Raw genomic sequence first — 20,485 nt, 5'->3', positions numbered from 1 at the left:
AAAGACTGGAAAAACTGGAATAACGGTCAGCAGCAGAATAACGACTGGAACAACTGGAATAACGGTCAGCAGCAGAATAACGACTGGAACAACTGGAACAACGGTCAGCAGCAGAATAATGACTGGAACAACTGGAACAACGGTCAGCAGCAGAACAATAATACAAGTTCACAGGGCGACGGCTTCAAGAATGCGTTTGCTAACTACTTCAAGATAGGTACTTCTGTAAGCCCGCACGAGCTTGGCAGCGGCGCTGAATTCCTCAAGAAGAATTACAGCTCTATTACTCCTGAGAATGAGCTGAAGCCTGACAGTATCCTCGATCAGTCAGCTTGTCAGCAGAGAGGCAATAATGTAAATACACAGATCAGCCTCAGCAGAGCAGCTCAGACTCTGAAGTTCTGTGAAGAGAACGGAATCGCGCTCCGTGGTCATACATTTGTATGGTACAGCCAGACTCCTGACTGGTTCTTCCGTGAGAACTTCTCACAGAACGGCGCATACGTATCAAAGGATATAATGGATCAGCGTCTCGAAAGCATGATAAAGAATACATTCGCAGCTCTCAAGGAGCAGTATCCGAGACTTGAAGTATATTCATACGACGTCTGCAACGAGCTCTTCCTCAATGACGGCGGCGGAATGAGAGGCGCGGACAACTCCAACTGGGTAAGAGTTTACGGCGATGACAGCTTCGTTATAAACGCATTCAAGTTTGCAAGACAGTATGCTCCCGCAGGCTGCAAGCTTTACCTCAACGATTATAACGAGTATATCCCCGCAAAGACAAACGATATCTACAACATGGCTATGAAGCTCAAGCAGCTTGGCTATATCGACGGTATCGGTATGCAGTCACATCTTGATACATCTTATCCTGATGCGAATACTTATGAGACAGCTCTCAAGAAGTTCCTCAGCACAGGACTTGAAGTACAGATCACAGAGCTTGATATTACCTGCAACAATACATCTGAACAGGCAGATCTCTATGAGAAGATATTCAAGCTTGCTATGGCTAATTCCGCACAGATCCCTGCGGTCACCATCTGGGGAACACAGGACAGCGTAAGCTGGAGATCATCACAGAATCCGCTCCTGTTCACAAATGGTTATCAGCCTAAGCCTGCTTATGAAAAGGTCATCGCGCTTACAAAGTAAGGAGCGGAACTGATTTCAGACTCGGCATAGCAATATTATTAATTTACTGAAATGACGATAATGCTTTATTTTATTTACATTGTATACAGAAAGCCGGGACAAATTGCCCCGGCTTATTTTTTCTGAAATGCAACGAAAAAAAAGGCGATAAATACAGGATAGGTATTATCATTTAACCGCATTCAGGCATTTTAACGTGATTAATATACTTATTTCAGGGTACATAAGCCGTTTAACCTATACAATGTTAATAAAAATACGCCAAAATGGAATTTTTTTGCAAAAAACACTCGCAAAATAAGAATTAATGTGGTATAATATATATAATGGTATTTTTGGGGTTGATAAAATGTTTAATTCTTTGACAGTAAAAGACCGCTATATTTATAATTGGGGCTTTAAATATAGTAAAATAGCCGTAAGGCGGTAGCTTCAAATAATCAAAGTGCCATATGTTATCGTCCTGCTGCGGTAAAGCTGCTTCTGATAAAATGTATTTACGTATAAAGCGGCGGAATCATGACAGGACCGGTATTCTGAAGCATAAGGCCGGACCAGTTCTTCTGTGATAAGCTCATCTGCAGGTGAGAATAAGGATCTGGTAAGGTATGCTTCTTTCTGTGGATAGATTTAGGGTATATGCTCGATGTGCGTTATACCTCTGTAGCTTCTGACTCGACTTCAACACTTTCTGTTACAAAACATCTTTATTATTATATCTTGCATCAATCAGGTTTTAGTATTCAGTCATTCCAGTTCATTCGTGCAAAAACTTTGATCCGATTTCATGGGCAGAGTCTGCATCTATCCTCGTTGACATCATCGTATCAGCAAAAGTTAATGAGAATGATCGTCCGGAAGCGGTAACAGGGAACAGTTCCTTCTTACTGCTGTTATCAGGCGGCGATCCTGATATACCGGAGTAGAGCCGTTCACCGTTTAAGTACGCTTCGGCAGTGAAGACGGCGGTGCGGCAGGGAAAAAGAGAATAATGCGCTTTTAAGTCAGCTTTCCTGTAAGCTGTCTGACAGCGGGATATTAAAAAGGAATACTGAAAGGCAAGATGTTTTATGCTGAGAATTGAAGACTATTACACCGACGCGCCGTCGGCGGGCATAATCACAATGCTCGAAAAGCCTGAGATCGTAAACAGGCTTATGAATATTTTCTACATCAATTTTAAGGGTTACGACTATAATAAAATGAGAGTAGAGATATATCCTGTCAGAGAAGAGCTTGAGGAATACAAAAACATGAGTTCTGTGATCCTTGACCAGATACAGAAGCTTCGTGTCTACTATGACGGACATCAGGTCGCTCTGAAGCGTGTCCTGAAGGATATAAATCACGATACTCACCTGAACACGAAGGTGTACAGTCCGGTTATCGGCTGCCCGATAAACTGTCCGTACTGCTTCAGCAAAAAGGTGGTGGAGCATTTTGAGGTCACGGACAGCTACAGGAAGCCCGTTTTCCGTGGACCGTACAAGCTCAGGAAAGATGCTGCGGGAAATGATATTCCCGAACTGTTCAATATAGAGAGTGAGAACCCGATAGACTGGTTCCTTACATATATGTCAGATTTCGGCTGCTGGAAACCTGAATGGCAGGAAAATGTCATTAGACAGATCATAGCGGCGAACGATCTGAAACGACGAAAGAACAACTGTGTTGATACCTACCAGCTCGTGACGAAGCGTCCGAGCGGAATAGACATCAGTTTCCTTTCTCCGGACATTGATCTGCGGAATGTGGTCATCTCCTGCACCGTAGACCGAAACAGCTGTACCAAGCGTATACCGGAGCTTATCGAAAAGACAAAGGATCATAAAATTACAGCCTGTGTCGTATATCAGCCGGTGCTTGAACATATCGATCCGGTTCACCTTGACGAATTCGTGAATGCGTTCGGCAGGGAATACAGCTGGGTGGTAATAGGAAGCGAAATAGGCGAAGACGCCACGCCGCTTGAATTTGAGTGGATAAAGGACATAATCGATAAGTGTACCGAGCTTGGTATCCCTATAAAAATGGAATACGATATAAAGAATATCGTAGAGAAAAACGGATATGAGTTTCTGGTGCAGGAGCCTGAGCCCATGAAAGAAACAAAAGCTTTCCGGAGCCGGTTCCTCGCTCTGAAGACAGCCAAGGCGTCAGAGAAGTATGACCTTAAAGTAGCCGAGCTGAACAGAAGGCTTGAGAATTGCGCTGAAAGCGACAGGATAGGCGTTGCGGGAAGCGTGATGTTCAGCGACGTTGAGGTAACGATGGAAAATGCAAAACGACTCCTCGACAAGTCGCCCGGCTTTGATGTTATACTTACCGCGGAGCTGAAGGGAATACCTCTTTCTTATGAAATGTCAAGGCAGAGCGGAAAGAGCTATGTAGTTGCCCGGAAGTCGGCAAAGCGTTGTCTGACTGCTACTAAAGACGGGGCAGGTACAGCCGGAAATGAGCTGAAGTTTTATCTTGACCCCGATGATATAGACAGCATAAAGGGCAAGAGGGTACTGATAGTAGATGATATAATCTACACAGGCGAATCAATGAAGGCTCTTGAATCTCTTGTCGAGATGGCGGTCGGAATAACGGTGGCTAAGGTCTCCGTACTTGCAGAGGAAGTCGTAGCGAAGCGTGACGGGATAACATATCTGGAAGCACTTCCGGTCTCTTCCTGTGAAAAGATAGCAATACATAATTAAAGCAGAGTAGCATAACAAAAAATTACAAAAAGATATAAATATAGGTGGGAAAGGGATTATCAGAGCAAACCACGGTGAATGGGATATTAACTATAAGCATTTGAAGAATATTGATTTAACGGATATGAAAGCAGTATTATAGCAGATGATTCTTTAGTATCACTGATTGCTGAATGCTCTATTGTAAAATTAAGTATCAGCTTTGATAATTTGAAAAACACTGATCCGTACAGGATATGGACAAACTCAACATAAAAAACGAAACAGATATGATAGCATACAGAATTTATCATTTTAATATATACAACAGTAATACTACTCATGCTTCATAATGATAATAAACCGTCTGATGAAGGCTTGCGACAGCCGTCAGCAGACGGTTTTCTTTTTTGTAGAACGAATAAAGCTCATCGGTCATTGAGTATATTTTTATTATTTGTAAACGAAATTCAATGATTTGTTATGATTAATTCATTGACTTGTTACAAGAAAAATGATATTATATATATAAACCAGCCGGTAAGAGGAGGAATTCAAATGAAAAAGGCACTTTTTTCAATTGCTCTGGCAGGAACTATAATGCTGACGTCCTGCGGTTCACCAAAGAATGCAGCAAAGGATAATACCGCATCATTTTCCGTACAGAGCAAGAGCTCAGATGAAGCTTATTCCGGTGAAGACTATATAAAAGCAGATTATGAAGCTGATGAAAACGGAGAGGCGAGCTCTTTAAGCTACAAGCAGTCTGAAGTTAAGGCGATAGATAAACAGATGCTCATTTATTCGTGTGATATGAGCATAGATGTTTTGGACTTTGACGATGCTGTATACAGGATACACGACCTTATAAACCGGTATAACGGCTTCCTTGAACGCGAAAACTACAATGACGGCGGCAGTACGAGCAAATGGCAGTATTCAGATGAACAGAAATGGAAAAACCTCAGTGCGGTGATACGTATACCCAGCGCCGATTATGAGAGCTTCTGCAGGGACGCTGAAGCCATAGGGGATATGCGCAGCAAGAATGCGTCGGTCCAGAATCTGACCACAGAATATTCAGACCTAAAAACCACTCTCAGCATATATGAAGCCAAGGAGAAGAGATACCTTGATATCCTTTCCGAGCTGAAGAGTGAACAGGATGCGATAGAGGTTGAAAACGAGCTTACAAATATTCAGATAGAGATCGCCAAGATAAAAACTCGCATGAACAATATTGAGAATGATGTTGCGTATTCATATGTATATCTCACTCTGAATGAAGTACGCGAATATACTGAAAAGCCGGTTGTTGAGCGCACCGATACGTTTGGTCAGCGGTTCAGGAATACGGTTTCAAGAACATGGGACAGCTTCCTGTATTTCCTTGAAAATCTCCTGTTTGTCCTGATAAGGCTGCTTCCTTATCTGCTTCTTGTGGGACTCATAATACTGATCATCCGCAGACTGATCAGGTTCTTCTCCGGACTGTCGAATAAGCGTGATAAGAAAAGGCTGCAGAAGAGAGCGGAGCAGATGAATGAGCTCGTTACCTCGGAAGCAACTGAAAAAAACGAAAATGCAGTCAGCGGTGACAAGCCTGCTGATAAGCAGTGACAGAGAAACAGTATACATTGATAAAGAGGACCCCTTTTGAAAAAGGGGTCCTCTTTATGATGTGATATTAATTGAAGTAGCCTCTGCATACAGTGAATTCTGCTGTTTTAACCGTTGTTCCTGTTGCGTCTGTTATTTCACAGGTGTACAGATCGTAGTTATCTACATAGCGTGTTTTCCAGCCGCTGTAATATCCTGCGTAGTACTCCTCTGTATATTTTCCCGATGTTGTGTTGCTCTTGCGTACAGAATAGTAGATAGTATAAATTTCACTTGTTGAATAGGAAGATACGAGCTTTGCGGACTTGTAGTTATACTTATCCTCTGCTGTCCTCTTATACCATTTTACTGTATAGGGACCGAAGCCTTCAGAACCATTTACTGTAAGAATACCTGTCGAGCTGCCGAAGCTTGAGCTTGTTTTCAGGCTCATAGGATCTGCTATATATATTCTCGGTCCCCAGAGGTAAGCGTATCCGGGTTCGTAAGAACGCTCGCAGGTAATGCAGCATCTGTAGATGTCGCCTTTCGATGTGCCTGCATATACATAGAGGTCAGCGTCGTGACAGTCTGTGTATACCCACTCATTAGTTCCTGCTGCCATTTTCTGCCAGTAGTAGTAATAATAATTGCCTGAGCCGCCTGCCGCCTTGGCGCTGAGGTGATAATAGCTGCCTTCACGCTTTGCGTATGTGGGGAATGTGTTTGTAAATCTGAGGTAATCCTTTGTGAGTGTAACTGTATCGCTTGTGAGGGTCTTGCCGTCTGCGTCAACGATAGTGCAGTAGTATTTGCCTGACTCGTATACTGTGAGGTTAGCCTCACCGCCTACATAGCCGCCGTCTTTCCTCCATGTGTACTTATAAGGAGCCTTTCCGCCTGTTACGCCTACTGAGAGCTTGTAGCCCCTGTCAGAAGCGATGACTCCGCTCTTGGGCTGTGATGTTATACGGAAGCTCAGTACCGTAACTGTTGCGTTTGAGGAATATACTGTCTGATTTGATTGATCCGTGATCCTGCAGCGGTAAGTGCCTGCTTCCGATGTAGTGTATATGTATGATGTAGCTCCGCTTATACTTGTGCCGTTCTTGAACCACTGATACTTGTATGGACCTTTTCCGCCTGTTGGTGTGACTGTAAGTGAAGTGCTTCTGCCGCTGTTGATAGTAACATTGCCTGACTGTGAAGAGACAGCCAGCTTTTTAACTACGATGATATTGTTTGTGCTCTTGAGCTGAGCGATGCTGTCCTTTACTGTGCAGTAGTATGTACCTTCTGCTGTAGCTGTATATGTTGATTTTGTTGCACCGCTGATAAGAACTCCGCTCTTGTACCACTGATAAGTAAGAGTACCGTATCCGCCGCTTGCTGTCACACTAAGTGTAGCTGTGCCGTTTGATGAGAGTACAGGATAATTCTGAGTCTGTGATGTGATGTTTATAGCAGAGGCTATAGTTACAGAAGCTGTATTTGTGGAAATGCTCTGACCTGAATTATCCTTGATAACGCAGTAGTAAGAACCTGAAACAGAGGCGTTGTAGGTCCTTGATGTGGCACCGCTTATGGCTGTGCCTGCCTTGTACCACTGGTAGGTATAAGGAGCCTTACCGCCATTGACCGCAACGGAGAGCGTTGCCGACTTTCCGTTGGCTACAGTCTGGGACTGAGGCTGTGATGTAATAACGATCTTCTCGATCACAGCGCAGGTCCTGCTCTTTACAGACTGACCTGATTCGTCGGTAACGATACAGTAATAGCTGCCTTCCAGTGAAGTGCCTATGCTCGGACCCTTTGTTGTGGCAAGGAGCTCGCCGTTCCTGTACCACTGATAGGTATATGTTCCGTAGCCGCCCTTTGCGCCGACACGGAGTACGATTCCGCTTGCGGGCATTATCTCCTTTTCGCTGAGATCTGTTGAGAGGGCAAGCTTCTCAGCGATGTAAACGGTGCCGTATCTTCCTGTTATCTCCTGACCGAGTGAATCCGTTACCTTGCAGTTGTACTTTCCTGCCGCTGTAACAGTACAGGTGGCAGAGTTTGAATCAGCTATCGCTTCGCCGTCCTTATACCACTGATAGGTATACGGGGCAAGTCCGCCGGATATTTCTACGGACAGCTCTCCGCTTCCGCCCTGTGCGATATGTATATCCTCCGGGAGCTTTGTGAAGGACAGTGTGGATACTATATTCACAGCCTTTGATGTGGCTCTGAGACCTATCTTGTCAGTTACTCTGCAGGTATACTTTCCGACTTCGGTAGCGGTGTATGCTGAAGAAGTGGCTCCGCTTACAGCCCTGCCGTCCTTATACCACTGGTAGGTATAGCCGCCTGCGCCGCCTTTTGCGGTAACTCCCAGCTCAACAGACTCGCCGTACTTTAGTATATAAGCGGTCTTGTCGTTGGTAAGGCTTACGGATATTGATCTGTTGGGATTTCTGGTATCTATGATAACGGTATCATAGTCCCCGCAGATTATCGAGTTCAGCAGCTCTGCGTCACTTTCGGTGATTCCGGTACAGAAAAGAACAGGACCGTTTTTGAGACCTTCGTCTATTTTCTTGTACCACGATGCTATCATTTCGCCTGTAGTAGTGAATCTTTCGTCGTCCCTGATCTTTTCTTTACCGCTGACTATTTCTCCAATGTCACCCTTTTGGAGTTTTTTTCCTGTAACTATCAGTGCGTAGTAGCCTTTTTCAGCTGTTGCGGGAGGAGTCATGATAGGATCGCCGCTGAGCTGCGGCTTTAAGCCAAGGTCGCCGCCCTTTCTGAATAAGGAAAGATCGTCCGTATCGTCATCTGAAAGTTCAGGAGCCAGATCTTCGTAATAACCTGTTTTCAGTGCGGTTTCACGTGTTATTGTCTCAGCGCTTGCCGAAACTGCTGTGAGTCCGCTTTGCAGAGCCAGTGCTCCCAGTAATAATGCAAACATTTTCTTGGAATTCTTTTTCATAATAAACAACCTCCATCTTTAATAAGTATTTTTATATCTCCTGTGAAAGCCCCGCAGACATTTTCAACCCCTGATTTACCTCCTTTTCGTTTATTTTGTCTTTCGTGTCCTTCACTGTCATTATGATATCATACTTCATGAGGTTTTGGAACGTGTCATCTGTCACTTTATCATGGCGATTTGTCACCTATCACGTGAGTATTGTCACTCTCAGGGGAAAGGCGGCGGAATAGCGAAAGCCCTGCGGCACTGCCGCAGGGCTTGTTGCTTTTTATTTATTGAAATAGTTTGCTGTCAGGTATCTGAACGAGTTCTTGAACCATTTCTGCTTGCGGTCCATTCCGATAGTGCCGGTTACCTGGTTCTCGTTATGGATAATGCCGACCGAGGCGTTGAAAAGGGCTTTTTTGCCGTTCTGGCGTATTATTTCTCCGACCAGTAGTTCCTCGCCGTACATAAAGATATTTTTGCAGACGGGCAGTATCTTTTCAACACATTCCTTTCTGAACATGAAACAGCTTCCGTGAACAGCATAGACGTATCTGCTCTTCATAGCGCCGTTCTGAGGCTTTCTGGGCTTCAGGTCGCTGAGCTTGAAGTAGAGCCTGTATAAAAAGCGGTTGGAAAAAGCGGTTTTCCATATCATGATCTTTTTCTTTGACGGGCGTTCAGCAAGGAAGGGATTCTGATGCACGCCTGTTGCCGACAATACTATATCAGGGCTTACGCACCATACATCATCGCGGACATTCCCGGTTATTTTTTCAAAGAAATTCGTCTCCTTGAATTCAATGTCCGTATTGGATACCATTACCCATGAATAATCCTGTCCGGATTCCCTTACGCCGTATAAACAGCCGTTAAGGTATCCCAGATTACTGCCGGGCTCGTATACGAGTGCTGACGGAAGGACTTCAAGCAGTTCCTTCCTGAAGCTTTCGGGGTCCTTGCAGGCATTGCAGGTCACCAGAAGCTGGATACGGTCAGCGATGCTTTGCTTCAGCAGGCTGCCGGCAAATCCGATAATTTCCTTTTCATTGTTGTATAAAGTTACAGCTACAGCGATATCCCTCATATCATTATCCCTCTGTTTACCGGAACTATAGCTGCTGAGCTTTTGATAATGCTGCTCTTCATCTGAATTCATTCCTTTTTATTAATTTAAAGGCGGCTTTAGCCCCACGGGTTATATCATACAACATTATCGCCGAAATGTCAATAGCCGCGCTCCTGAAAAAAGAAAATCAGCTTTGAGCCGGAGCAAAAAGCTGATTTTCAAGTATATTCAATTCATGTTTCTTTTTTTTTTGGCAGCCTCTCATAACTGCCGTATACTGTTCATTGCAGAACAGCAGAATTATACCCTGAAAGTTTGTCTTACTTGAAAGCGTATCTCATAAATGTATAGAGATGCGGCTTTACAGAGTCCGCACCGTGTCCGCCGCCTGGGATGGACTGATATACGTGCTCAACGCCGTTTCTTGTGAGGATCTCGCTGTACTGCTGCGGGAATGTACCTACGACTGAGTCGTTAGTGCCGCCTGTAATCATAAATACAGCAGGCTCCGGACCTATGTTCCTGAACTTCATTTCGCTCTCCTGCATACAGCCGGGATGCTCCATGAACATATCCTTGCCGGGAGTTATACCGGGAGCCGGGCAGGCGCCGCCGACATAACCGAAGAGGTCAGGACGCATAAGACCGATGTAGATAGCTTCACGTCCGCCCATTGAGAATCCTGTGATAGCTCTGTTCTCTCTGCCTGTCTTTACTGAGTAGTTTGACTCAATGAAAGGAATAAGGCTGTCTGAGATATCATAGAGGAAGTTGTCATAAGCCTCGCAGGTCTCCTGATTGATGCCGAAGCCACCGCCGCCGTTGCCGTTCTTGCTTGTGTACTGGCTTGGGAGAACGATGATCATTTCCTCTGCCTCGCCCTTGGCGATAAGACCTGCCAGAAGCTCCTGAACGCCCATACCGCTTACCATGCTGTTCTCGTCACCGCCGATGCCGTGGAGAACGTACATTACGGGGTACTGCTTGCTTGCGCTGTAGTTGGGAGGAAGAATTACATTGCAGCTCTTCTGTCCGCCTGTATATTTACAGTTGTAAGTTTTCTTTTCGACCTTGCAGGCACCGCTCTTTTCAACGCCGCCGGGAACCGAAGTAGGCATATCCATTCTTATCTTAGCATTGAGACCTGACTGAGCGTTTCCGCCGTTGCCGGGATCTGAACCGATATTTCCGCCGCCGTTATTGAAACCGCCGGCCATGCCGTTCCAGTCGATGTTTGCGTCGTTTCCGCCGCCCATATTTCCGAAGTCAAAGCCGCCATTATTGCCGCCCTGGCTCCAGTCGAAGCCGCCGTTGTTGCCGCCCTGGCTCCAGTCGAAGCCGCCGTTGTTACCGCCCTGACTCCAGTCAAAGCCGCCATTATTGCCGCCCTGACTCCAGTCGAAGCCGCCGTTGTTGCCGCCCTGGCTCCAGTCAAAGCCGCCGTTGTTGCCGCCCTGACTCCAGTCGAAGCCGCCGTTGTTGCCGCCCTGGTTCCAGTCAAAGCCGCCGTTGTTGCCGCCCTGGTTCCAGTCAAAGCCGCCATTATTGCCGCCCTGGTTCCAGTCGAAGCCGCCGTTGTTGCCGCCCTGGTTCCAGTCGAAGCCGCCGTTGTTGCCGCCCTGGTTCCAGTTGTTCCAGTCGGTGTTCTGCTGCTGACCGTTATTATTGTTCCAGTCATTTACGCCCCAGTTATACCAGGCGCCGTTATCATTCTGGTTATTGTTCCAGTTATTGTTCTGCTGACCGTTGTTCCAGTTGTCCCAGCCGTTGTTCTGCTGGCCGTTATTCCAGTCGAAGCCGCCGTTATTACCGCCCTGGCTCCAGTCGTTGCTGCTCCAGTTATTCCAGTCGTTATTGCCGCCCCAGCTGTTCCAGTCATTGTTCTGCTGACCGTTATTCCAGTCGAAACCGCCGTTATTACCGCCCTGATTCCAGTCATTATTGCCCTGACCGCCGAACTGGCTGAAGTCGAAGCCTCCGTTGTTTCCGCCCATGTTGCTGAAATCAAAGCCGCCCTGGCTCCAGTCCTGTCCACCCTGGTTCCAGTCATTATTGCCCTGACCGCCGAACTGGCTGAAGTCGAAGCCGCCGTTGTTGCCGCCCATGTTGCCGAAATCAAAGCCGCCCTGGTTCCAGTCGTTGCCGCCCTGATTCCAGTCGTTGCCGCCGCCCATATCAAAGCCGCCGCCTGCGTTGCCGCTGTCAGCACCGCCTGTGCTTACTGTAACGCTCTTTACGTTAGCGGAACCGTTTGATCTGTAGCCCTCGATATTGAGAGATACTTCATAAAGAGTACCGGACATATCGAGACCAGCCTGAGCCCATGCGTCAAAGTGCTTGGATACATCTATAGTACCCTTCATGTAGTTTGTCTGATTATTTGCTGAACCGCTTGTTGAACGAATGCTCCAGTACTGCGGGAAAGTTGCTGTTCCGTCGAGAGAAGGCTGATTGTAACGCATTGTTTTTGCGATCTCGTAAGAATTTCCGTTTAAGGTAACATTGCCTTTTCTCTCTGCACCGTCTCCGGGTGGACGCCAGTCGCCCCAGCCTTCAACGATGTAGTATTCCATAAGAGGATTTCTCGTCCATCCGTATACGCACATATACGAATTTCCTCTTGGTGTGTACTCTACATCATAGGTAAGTACGATATTTCCAAATGCTTTGTAGTTCTGCTTCTGACTGTCGAAATTCTTTCCCATACGCGCCAGGAAGTTTTCAATATTGCTCCATGAGCAGGTAAAAGAGCCTGCGCCGGGATTCATTGAAACCTGACCCTGACCGTTCTGGTTCCACATTTCGTAGTCATAACCGCCGATGTTTCCTCGTGTCTGCTGGTCAGCGGCAGAAGCAACTGCGGGTATGCTTGCTGCGATCATCATTGCGGAAACTGTACCGCTGATGATTCTCTTGAATTTTTTCAGCTTCACTTCGATCACTCCTTTGAATAGTCTTGCCGGATTTATAAAGTTAATGAATTAAGTAGTGATTCAGTAATCCCCGTGAACGAGCTCGTTATATATATCTGAATATTATTATATTATTCTAACCATATTATTGCAAGCCATTTTTTGTCAATGCTATACTCATTGACCAGATATTGCGGATTTATACATTTTGTATAAGGCTGAAAATAGGCAAAAACAACGCATTACCTTGAAATAATCGCAATAAATGACAAGCACGCCGCAATAAATAATAAGTGAAAATAAGTCAATTTTTTCTTGCGGGATAGTAATTTAATGACAATGTCAACCGTTTAATTGCACAAAAAAACAAAGCCTGAATTGTCAGTAATCAACAAAGCAGGCTTTTCACGATCAGTTAATATAAATCACATCAATAATAGCTGAAATTTATTTTTCAATGAACAGTTCATTTCTTGAGACCTTGAATGAAGGACTGTACATATGGCTTCCGCTCACGTACGCGCTTATGCTTCCAAGCTTTCTGCCCATAAGTCCGGCACCGAAGATATCCTCCAGATTTCTGATATGGCTGAGGATATTTATCTGACCTCTCAGGTTGCAGATACCCTGAGTGTATGAGCGGTAATTGTCCATCACGCACCAGTACTCGTCGTAGCTTACTCTTCCCTCAGGCGTATCCCTGAACTTGTTTATAATGTAGTATCTGTAATAATATCCTTCGCTGAACTTACCCTGCCAGTTCTTGACTCCGGCAAGGCGGTCATCCTGGACGCTGTCCTCGATAATGTAGAACTCGTCCGGAGAATCAGCGAATGTACCGTGGATTCCGAAAAGGTATCCGTCGTCGCTCAGTATCTCAGCCTCGTAAACATGATAAAGCGACTTTATCTCACTGAGACTGATGTCCTCCTCAGGCACGGTGCCGCATTCAAAGGAAGCGCGTTCCGCAGCGTATACCGTGCAGTCAAAAGTGCCGTTTTCGCCGATGTCATAAACGAGCTCTCCCGTTCCGTCCTTAACGGAGCTCTCATAGAAGCAGCCATTCTTTTCACCGCTTTCCGTGATGTCAGCTTTAATATGCTGTTCTTCCCCGAACTCCCTGTCTATGCCGAGCAGGAACCTTTTCAGCAGCACAACATCGTTCAGATAGACATTCCCGTCACCGTCGATATCCGCACGGCGCGGCAGCCTGCGTGTATTGCCGTTTGTCAGGAAAGACCTGCGGTACTGTATAAGGTCGAGCGAATCGAGAACTCCGTCGCCGTTGATATCCCCCCTGACCTTTGAAGTATTTTCAGTATCTTTAACGATAATGTTGTCAACATAGTATTCGATCTCGTCATTCGTATACAGCAGCAGATTTCCGAGCAGAGCCTTAGGCATAGCGTAGCACGGATTTGAGATCGTTGTCCACTCATGGGGCTTTACCGTTTTTTTGCAGATCACGTTTCCTTCGTAATCCTCTTTTTTCGCCTGCTCCGTGTCTGAAGAACCGAATCCGCTGAAGGGCAGACCTGTTTCCAGTGAAAACTCAGCTTCCTCGTCGCTGCAGTTATACACGTCAATGCTGATATCATATGATATATCCGAATCATAATAATACTCATCCGGATAAAACAGAGGTCCGAAGCCGAAACCCTGCGATGAATCGGTCATTTTATTTACGAAGGGCTCACCCACGTCGCCGATAAGCGCTGAAAACCGTTCCGGCTGCTCAAACCTGAAATAATCCCTGCTGCATTTCACATTCAGTGATCTTTTGTCTCCGCTTCCGAAATCATCGGCAACAGTTATGACCGTACCGCTTTCGAGATTGATGAAATCACCGTTATTCCTGATGTAGCTGCCGCTGTTGTAATAATAGTATCCGTTTTCATCAGGGTAAAGCGTACACGTGATCTTTTCGGGATCCTGTTCCGTTTTTCCCCACACATTTGTATTCCACTGCCGCATTCCCTCGATCGCGGTGCTCATCTTATTATTGAACTGTATATACTTTACCTCGATATCAGCGTCAGCCCCGTAGGTATCAGCATAGAAGCAAAAGCTGAGGAAAGGCGGTATACGGTAATCCATGCTTATTGAGTCTGCGAGCTCCTTTATCATAACAGAGGATACAAGGTCATTACCTGAGCTGATATCAGCGATATCCCTCAGGCATACGAAATAGTAATCCTGATGCAGCAGCAGGCTGCCCTCCTTATTTTCGGTGAACTCCCTCTTGTAAACCTTATAGGTGATACCGTAGTATTCGCAGTCCGGCAGCTCAGTCATATCCTCATCAGGTACGAAGCTGCCGAAATGGTCGATCACATACATAAAGCAGCCGTCATAGCCTATCTGACACCTTGCGCCGATATCGAGCCGATCGCCGGAAAAACCGCCTATCGAAGCTTTATAGTCCAGAGAAAGGCTTTTCATATCAGAAACTGAAACAGGCTTTTTGAAGAGCTTTCCCTTTTCGATCTTCAGCTCTTCCATACCTGACCAGCTTGCGCTGAATCCGTTCTGATCACCGTTTGCGTAGGTAAAACTACCGTTTTCCCCGCTCTTTTTATATATGTTATAGACAATGCCATCGCGCTGTCCGGTTATACGGTCAGCTTTCAGGTCCTCTTCGGAAGGCTCTGGAGTATCAGTGGGATAGGATATCTCCTCTTCTGTCTCCTCCTGATCCTGCATATCCCAGAAGCCTGTAATACCGGCGTCTGAACCGAAGCCGGACGCTCCGGTATTTTCCGCTGCAGCCGGCGGCGTATCTGCCAGCGGCATGAGCAGGCATACAGCCGCGGTCATGGCTGCAGCATATTTTTTCCATATCAGCTCCATTATTACGTCCCTCCTGAAAAAAAATAAAGGCAATACCGTAAAATATCAAATGGGTAAATAACTTTTTGGCGGTCGGGAACTGCCGGACGTTTGCATAACTCCCCGTAACCACAAATACAAATTCTGTCAGTAACGCCGTTTACGGCGCTTGTCTTTGTCCTGACCGAATTCGTATCTGTGGCATAATAAGCAATTACGAACGTCATACCAGCAATAAACCGCCCAAATATTTATATACCCTTCTATATTACAGTATTGCCTGATCGTACATTAACTCAAATACATTATAAAATTGTTACAATCGAAAAGTCAAGTCATTTTTTGCTCTGTTTTTCGCGTTTGTTTTTACTAAGTGAGATAATAAAATTACCATTTTCCGCGGAGAGCAATATACTTCCGCCCCTTTTGAGCTTGCCGAAAAGAATCTCGTCCACGAAGAGAGGCTTTATCTCATTCCTTATCACCCGGTCGACCTCTCTTGCGCCGAATTCACGGCTGATGCCTTTTTCCTTCACAAGCTCCCTGGCATTGCTGTCTGCCGTAAGCTCTATCTTCTTCGCGGCAAGCTGTGCCGAGAGCTCTCCCAGCTTCTTGTCCACGACCCTTTCAGCCATTGCGTCGTCCATTCCGTTGAACACGACTATCTTATTGAGCCTGTTTCTGAATTCCGGCTGGAAGGTCTGCTTTACAGCCTCCATTATCACTCCGCTGTCGAGGCTTCCGCTCCGGAATCCGATAGTGCTTTTTCCTATACGGTTCGCGCCAGCATTTGAAGTCATGATTATGATGACGTTCCTGAAATCGGCTTTTCTGCCCTGATTGTCGGTAAGTGTCGCATAGTCCATGACCTGCAGCAGCACATTGTATATATCGCCGTGAGCCTTTTCTATCTCGTCAAGGAGGAGTACCGATGACGGACTTTTTCTCACAGCTTCCGTAAGCAGGCCGCCGTCCTCATAGCCCACATAGCCTGCCGGAGAACCGATAAGCTTAGCGACAGCGTGTTTCTCGCCGTATTCGCTCATATCAAAGCGTATGAGCTTAACCCCCAGCTCAGCCGCAAGTCTCTTTGCTATCTCGGTCTTTCCCACTCCTGTAGGTCCCACGAACAGCAGGCTTGCAAGGGGCTTGTTCTCATCGAGAAGACCGGCTTTCGAGAACTTCACAGCGTTCACGACCTGTCCCACAGCCTCGTCCTGTCCGAATATCTGAGCTTTAAGCTTGTTTTCAAGCTCGGCAAGTCCCGAAGTGTCGTCAGCAGCCACTGTCTCGACCGGCACTCTGCAAATAGTTGTCAGCACCTGATTGATAATGTTCTTATCGACTATTTTTATATTTCCCTTCGCAGGGTGCAGCTTTACATACGCCCCCGCCTCGTCAACAAGGTCGATAGCCTTGTCCGGGAGAAATCTTTCGTTTATATACTTCGCGCTCATGCACACAGCATACCTGAGAACGCCCTTGGCGTACTTTACGCCGTGGTACTCTTCGTATTTGCTTTTCAGCCCGTCGAGTATCTCAACTGTTTCCGCTTCTGTAGGCTCTTTTATCTCCACATTCTGAAAGCGTCTCACAAGGCTCTTGTTCTTCTCGAAATACTTCTTGTACTCCTCGAAAGTCGTAGCGCCTATAAAGCGTATACGGCCGTCAGAAAGGTATGGCTTCAGCATATTCGAGGCGTCGAAGGAGCCTTCCCCCACAGCGCCTGCCCCGGAGAGATTATGTATCTCATCTATATAGATTATGGGCTTCTCTTCCCTGCATATCTCGGCAAGCACCTTCTTGAAGCGTTTTTCAAAGTCTCCCCTGTACTGAGTACCTGCCAGCATACCGCCGAGGTCCAGTGCGAACACCCTTGCCCCCGCAAGAGGCTCCGGGACCTTTCCGCTGTTTATGAGCCGGACCAGCCCGTAGGTTATGGCAGTTTTTCCGACGCCGGGCTCACCGATATGTATGGGATTGTTCTTTTCCTTCCTGCACAGTATCTGAATAGTCCTGTCCAGTTCGGCTTCCCTTCCGATAAGGGGATTAGCGTCCTTCAGGGTATCATTCAGGCAGGGTGCATAGAGCCGCCAGCCGCTCTGACTTTCCTCAGGGTCGCCTGTCCTGCTCTCGCCGGTCTCGTTTACCTTTTCGTACTCCTCTATCTCAGCCATTTCCTGAAGCAGATCAGCCTCTGCTATGCCCTGCTTCTCCATGAAGTATATGGCGTAGCAGTCGTCAAGGTTCCACAGACCGTGGATTATATGTCTCAGATGTACCTTCTGTGAGCCGCTGCTGTAGGCGCTTTTCGCGGCATAGTTCATGAGCATGTTCACGCCGTCGGAGAGCTCCGGCATCTCCACCTCAGCCTTGTCCATATACTCCTCCGCGTACTCCTTCAGGTAGTCCTCAAGCATAGCCGCGTTGCCGCCGCACTCCTCAAACGCTTCTGTGAACACCCTGTCTCTCAGCATCATCAGCAGTATAAGCTCAGGGGTAACGAATTCATAATTTCTTTTCTTTGCGTATTCCATTGCTTGATAAAGGATATCAAGCGCTTCCTTTGACAGATCCATTTCAAGCCTCCTCCACGGTGATCCTGAGCGGAAATCCGTGTTCCTTAGCTCTTTCAAGAGCGACTCTTGTTTTGGTGACAGCAATGTCATAGGGGTACTTTCCAACCACAGCCTGACCGTTTTTATGGATATTCATCATAATAGCCCTTGCGGTCAGCTCGTCCTTATGGAAAACATCTATCAATACACCCACAACGAATTCCATAGTTGTGAAATCATCGTTTATCATTATCACATTATACTGTTTTGGCTCTTTGAGTCTGTTACTGGTACGTTCCTTAGCCGCACCCTTTACTGACATACCGTTCACCTCCGTTCTCATACATCATTTTACCTATTATAACACAGTCTGCGGATAAAGTCAAAGAAATGTGATTTTCTGCGGACAAAAAACTGTCCCTGCGTCTTGCAGGGACAGCTTTTTACCTGTCGAGCGTCAGAATGTTCTGATGAACGGCTGCATTGTTATAGTTCCTTCCGGACTTCTCCCACCACAGCTTCATGGCAAGGAATACCAGCAGGAAGCCTGCGATATATATCGCCGCCGCCGCAGCTGCCGCCTGAGGCAGCGAAAGACCGAAGCCGTAATTTGACAGTTCCATTCTTTTCAGCACCGGCACCTGATCTATAAAGATTATGAAAAGAAGTCCCAGAGCTACCGTAATGAACCTGTTCTTCTGCTTTTGCATCGTCGCATTCAGCAGGCAGGCAATGACAGTATCCGCAGAATCAATGATGAGGAGGTCAGCTGCTGTGTCCGCTCCGCATCTTACCATTGCTATAGTGAAGGCGGATATATCCATTACTATGCAGAGCGCCCCCATAACTGCCGCCGGCACTAAGGTAAAGAGCGTCTTAGCCTGCGGCAGCGAGCCGAAAAATTTATAGCGTGATATTTTTACGTTCCCCAAGAAAAAAATTACTATCAGCATACAGTGCATCAGCCCCATGACGCCCAGCATATCCCAATAATCCTTATCGCCTCTTTTCGCCGGGTCAGCCGCCATAGCCGAAAGCGCCATTATGGCAGTACCCAGACCGAAAACAAGCAATATCATGCTGAAAGATGATATAATATACATCTTTACTGCCCTTCCGAAATCCTTCATAGCTAACCTCCCTAATTATCCCAGTATTTCTTCCTGTAATTGGTATGTACAGCCCTGAGTGAGACCGGCAGGATCACCGCAGCAGCCGCAGCCACGGCTATATGCGGAGCGCCTATCTTACCGCCGGTAAGGCTCATAACTGCACTCTCTGCACCGATCATGATCAGGAAAACCGTTCCAAAGCAGACACCGGCAAGCACCCTGTTTCCCATAAGCTTTATAAGCATTGAGACTGCAACAAAGAGCATTGTGAATATAAACGCGGATATGCAGCTGTTTATACCGTATTCCAGCCTTATCAGACCTGCTGCTTCAAGGAGCGCCGCAGCCGCAAAAAAGACAAGTGTTGTCAGTATACACTCGGCTGCGTTCATTATATCCGCTCTGACAAAGGTATCGAAGCCGCCCTTTACCGTCCGGAAGAATTTTCCTCCCGGCGAGTTTTTCTCAAAGTACTGGAACATACGCAGCATCGCTGTCATGCCGCCCCACACCGGCACAAAGGTATCGGCGGCGTCCGAATCGGAAAAGCCCTCTCCGCTCAGATAAGAGATAGTGCTTAACAAAAGCATACTCATCAAAAACAGTCCCAGCATCAGAAGAGAATACTTTGCCGCATTTTCCGCAAAGCCCCTGCCGCGGTATATACGGTATGCCTTTGCATAAGTGATATCCGAAATGTTATTCTCCATCTTTCTCCGCCTTTCTCAGTATGCCGACGCTGAGCTGCTGCAAGGTAGGCTTTTCTATGGCTGTGTCGAGCTTTGACAGCAGTACCGTATTCTCCGCAGGGGCGATGCCCTCGAAATTAGTGCTGCTGCCGTTAAAGGACAGCATCAGCTTTCTTGCCTCCTCAGCCTTGTCGGCTTCACCGTGAACAAGTACGTATTTCTCTTTCAGGTCCTCTACAAAGCCCTGCTCAGTTATCTTTCCGTCAGCCATAAATACCGCATAGTCCGTGGCATTTTCCATATCCGCGATATTATGTGTCGAGAAAATTACGCTCCTGTCCCCGTTGCCGTCGGCAATGTACTCTCTGAACAGATCGCAGAGCATATCACGGGCGAGGGGGTCGAGTGAGGAAGCGGGCTCGTCCAGTACGAGCAGCTTTGTATCTCTTGCAAGAACAGCCGCAAGGTACGCTCTCATGCGGTTTCCGTCGGACATTTTAAACAGAGTTTTCTGCTTTTTTTCATCAGGGTCACCCAGCTTGAACCTTTTGCAGAGCCCTGCGAATTTCTCCCTGCTGAAGCCGTCAAAGGCAGTTTCCATAGAAGTCCGGATATTTTTCAGCTTCCAGTCAAAGGGGAAGAAATTAGCCGACGAGCAGTAGCCTATCCTGTTCCTTACCGCGGAGCTGTCAATGCCCTCTTTTCCGCCGAAATACACGGTATTTCCGGAATCCATGCCTGTAACTCCGCATATAACGTCTATGAGAGTAGTTTTTCCGGCACCGTTAGCACCTATGAGAGCTGTGGAAAAACCTGCCGGAATCTCAGTATTAATTTCGCCGAGAGTAAAACCGCTGTATTTTTTCATGATATTGTTTATTTTAAGTACATTTTCCATTTATAATCCACC

At 46.7% G+C, this 20,485-nt stretch carries 12 protein-coding genes; 3 read left to right on the top strand and 9 right to left on the bottom strand.

Going from position 1 to position 20,485, the window contains the following annotated elements; all coding sequences use genetic code 11:
• From QZZ36_RS10550 to QZZ36_RS10540, 3 genes are all read left to right on the top strand, one after another.
• The coding region (locus QZZ36_RS10550; RefSeq protein WP_295081236.1) for an endo-1,4-beta-xylanase at positions 1-1,161 on the top strand (1,161 nt) is incomplete at its 5' end.
• Positions 1,162-2,231: 1,070 nt separating this feature from the next.
• Entirely contained in the window at positions 2,232-3,866 is a 1,635-nt protein-coding gene (locus QZZ36_RS10545; protein WP_295081235.1) for a DUF5131 family protein, read from the top strand.
• 537 nt (positions 3,867-4,403) lie between these two features.
• Complete coding sequence (locus QZZ36_RS10540; RefSeq protein ID WP_295081233.1) at positions 4,404-5,465, top strand: DUF4349 domain-containing protein; 1,062 nt, start codon at positions 4,404-4,406, stop codon at positions 5,463-5,465.
• 67 nt (positions 5,466-5,532) lie between these two features.
• Here the strand turns inward: QZZ36_RS10540 and QZZ36_RS10535 are convergent, their stop codons facing one another.
• The 9 genes from QZZ36_RS10535 to QZZ36_RS10495 all read right to left on the bottom strand — a co-directional run bounded on the left by QZZ36_RS10535 (position 5,533) and on the right by QZZ36_RS10495 (position 20,473).
• Positions 5,533-8,418, bottom strand: coding sequence for an immunoglobulin domain-containing protein (locus tag QZZ36_RS10535; protein ID WP_295081232.1), 2,886 nt, complete (start codon positions 8,416-8,418; stop codon positions 5,533-5,535).
• 271 nt (positions 8,419-8,689) lie between these two features.
• Complete coding sequence (locus QZZ36_RS10530; protein WP_295081230.1) at positions 8,690-9,493, bottom strand: hypothetical protein; 804 nt, start codon at positions 9,491-9,493, stop codon at positions 8,690-8,692.
• Positions 9,494-9,795: 302 nt separating this feature from the next.
• Positions 9,796-12,408, bottom strand: coding sequence for a glycoside hydrolase family 11 protein (locus QZZ36_RS10525; protein ID WP_295081228.1), 2,613 nt, complete (start codon positions 12,406-12,408; stop codon positions 9,796-9,798).
• Between the two features lie 426 nt (positions 12,409-12,834).
• Positions 12,835-15,237 carry a dockerin type I repeat-containing protein gene (locus tag QZZ36_RS10520; protein WP_295081227.1) on the bottom strand — a complete coding sequence of 801 codons (2,403 nt, stop codon included), beginning with the start codon at positions 15,235-15,237 and terminating at the stop codon, positions 12,835-12,837.
• Between the two features lie 314 nt (positions 15,238-15,551).
• Positions 15,552-17,795 (bottom strand): AAA family ATPase, encoded by a 2,244-nt coding sequence (locus QZZ36_RS10515; RefSeq protein WP_295081226.1) that lies wholly within the window; start codon positions 17,793-17,795, stop codon positions 15,552-15,554.
• 1 nt (position 17,796) lies between these two features.
• Complete coding sequence (locus QZZ36_RS10510) at positions 17,797-18,096, bottom strand: ATP-dependent Clp protease adaptor ClpS (RefSeq protein ID WP_295081224.1); 300 nt, start codon at positions 18,094-18,096, stop codon at positions 17,797-17,799.
• A 121-nt stretch (positions 18,097-18,217) separates the two neighbouring features.
• Positions 18,218-18,904, bottom strand: coding sequence for a hypothetical protein (locus QZZ36_RS10505; RefSeq protein ID WP_295081222.1), 687 nt, complete (start codon positions 18,902-18,904; stop codon positions 18,218-18,220).
• Positions 18,905-18,915: 11 nt separating this feature from the next.
• Positions 18,916-19,596: a hypothetical protein gene (locus tag QZZ36_RS10500; protein WP_295081220.1), complete on the bottom strand. Its 681-nt coding sequence runs from the start codon at positions 19,594-19,596 to the stop codon at positions 18,916-18,918.
• Positions 19,586-20,473 carry an ABC transporter ATP-binding protein gene (locus QZZ36_RS10495; protein ID WP_295081217.1) on the bottom strand — a complete coding sequence of 296 codons (888 nt, stop codon included), beginning with the start codon at positions 20,471-20,473 and terminating at the stop codon, positions 19,586-19,588. Before QZZ36_RS10495 ends, QZZ36_RS10500 begins: the two co-directional genes overlap by 11 nt.
• Positions 20,474-20,485 lie beyond the last annotated feature (12 nt).

The sequence above is a fragment of the Ruminococcus sp. genome (assembly GCF_016287535.1).
GTDB lineage: Bacteria > Bacillota > Clostridia > Oscillospirales > Ruminococcaceae > Ruminococcus.
The sequence above is the reverse complement of the archived record's forward strand: the minus strand, read 5'-3'. Positions and strand labels throughout refer to the sequence as shown.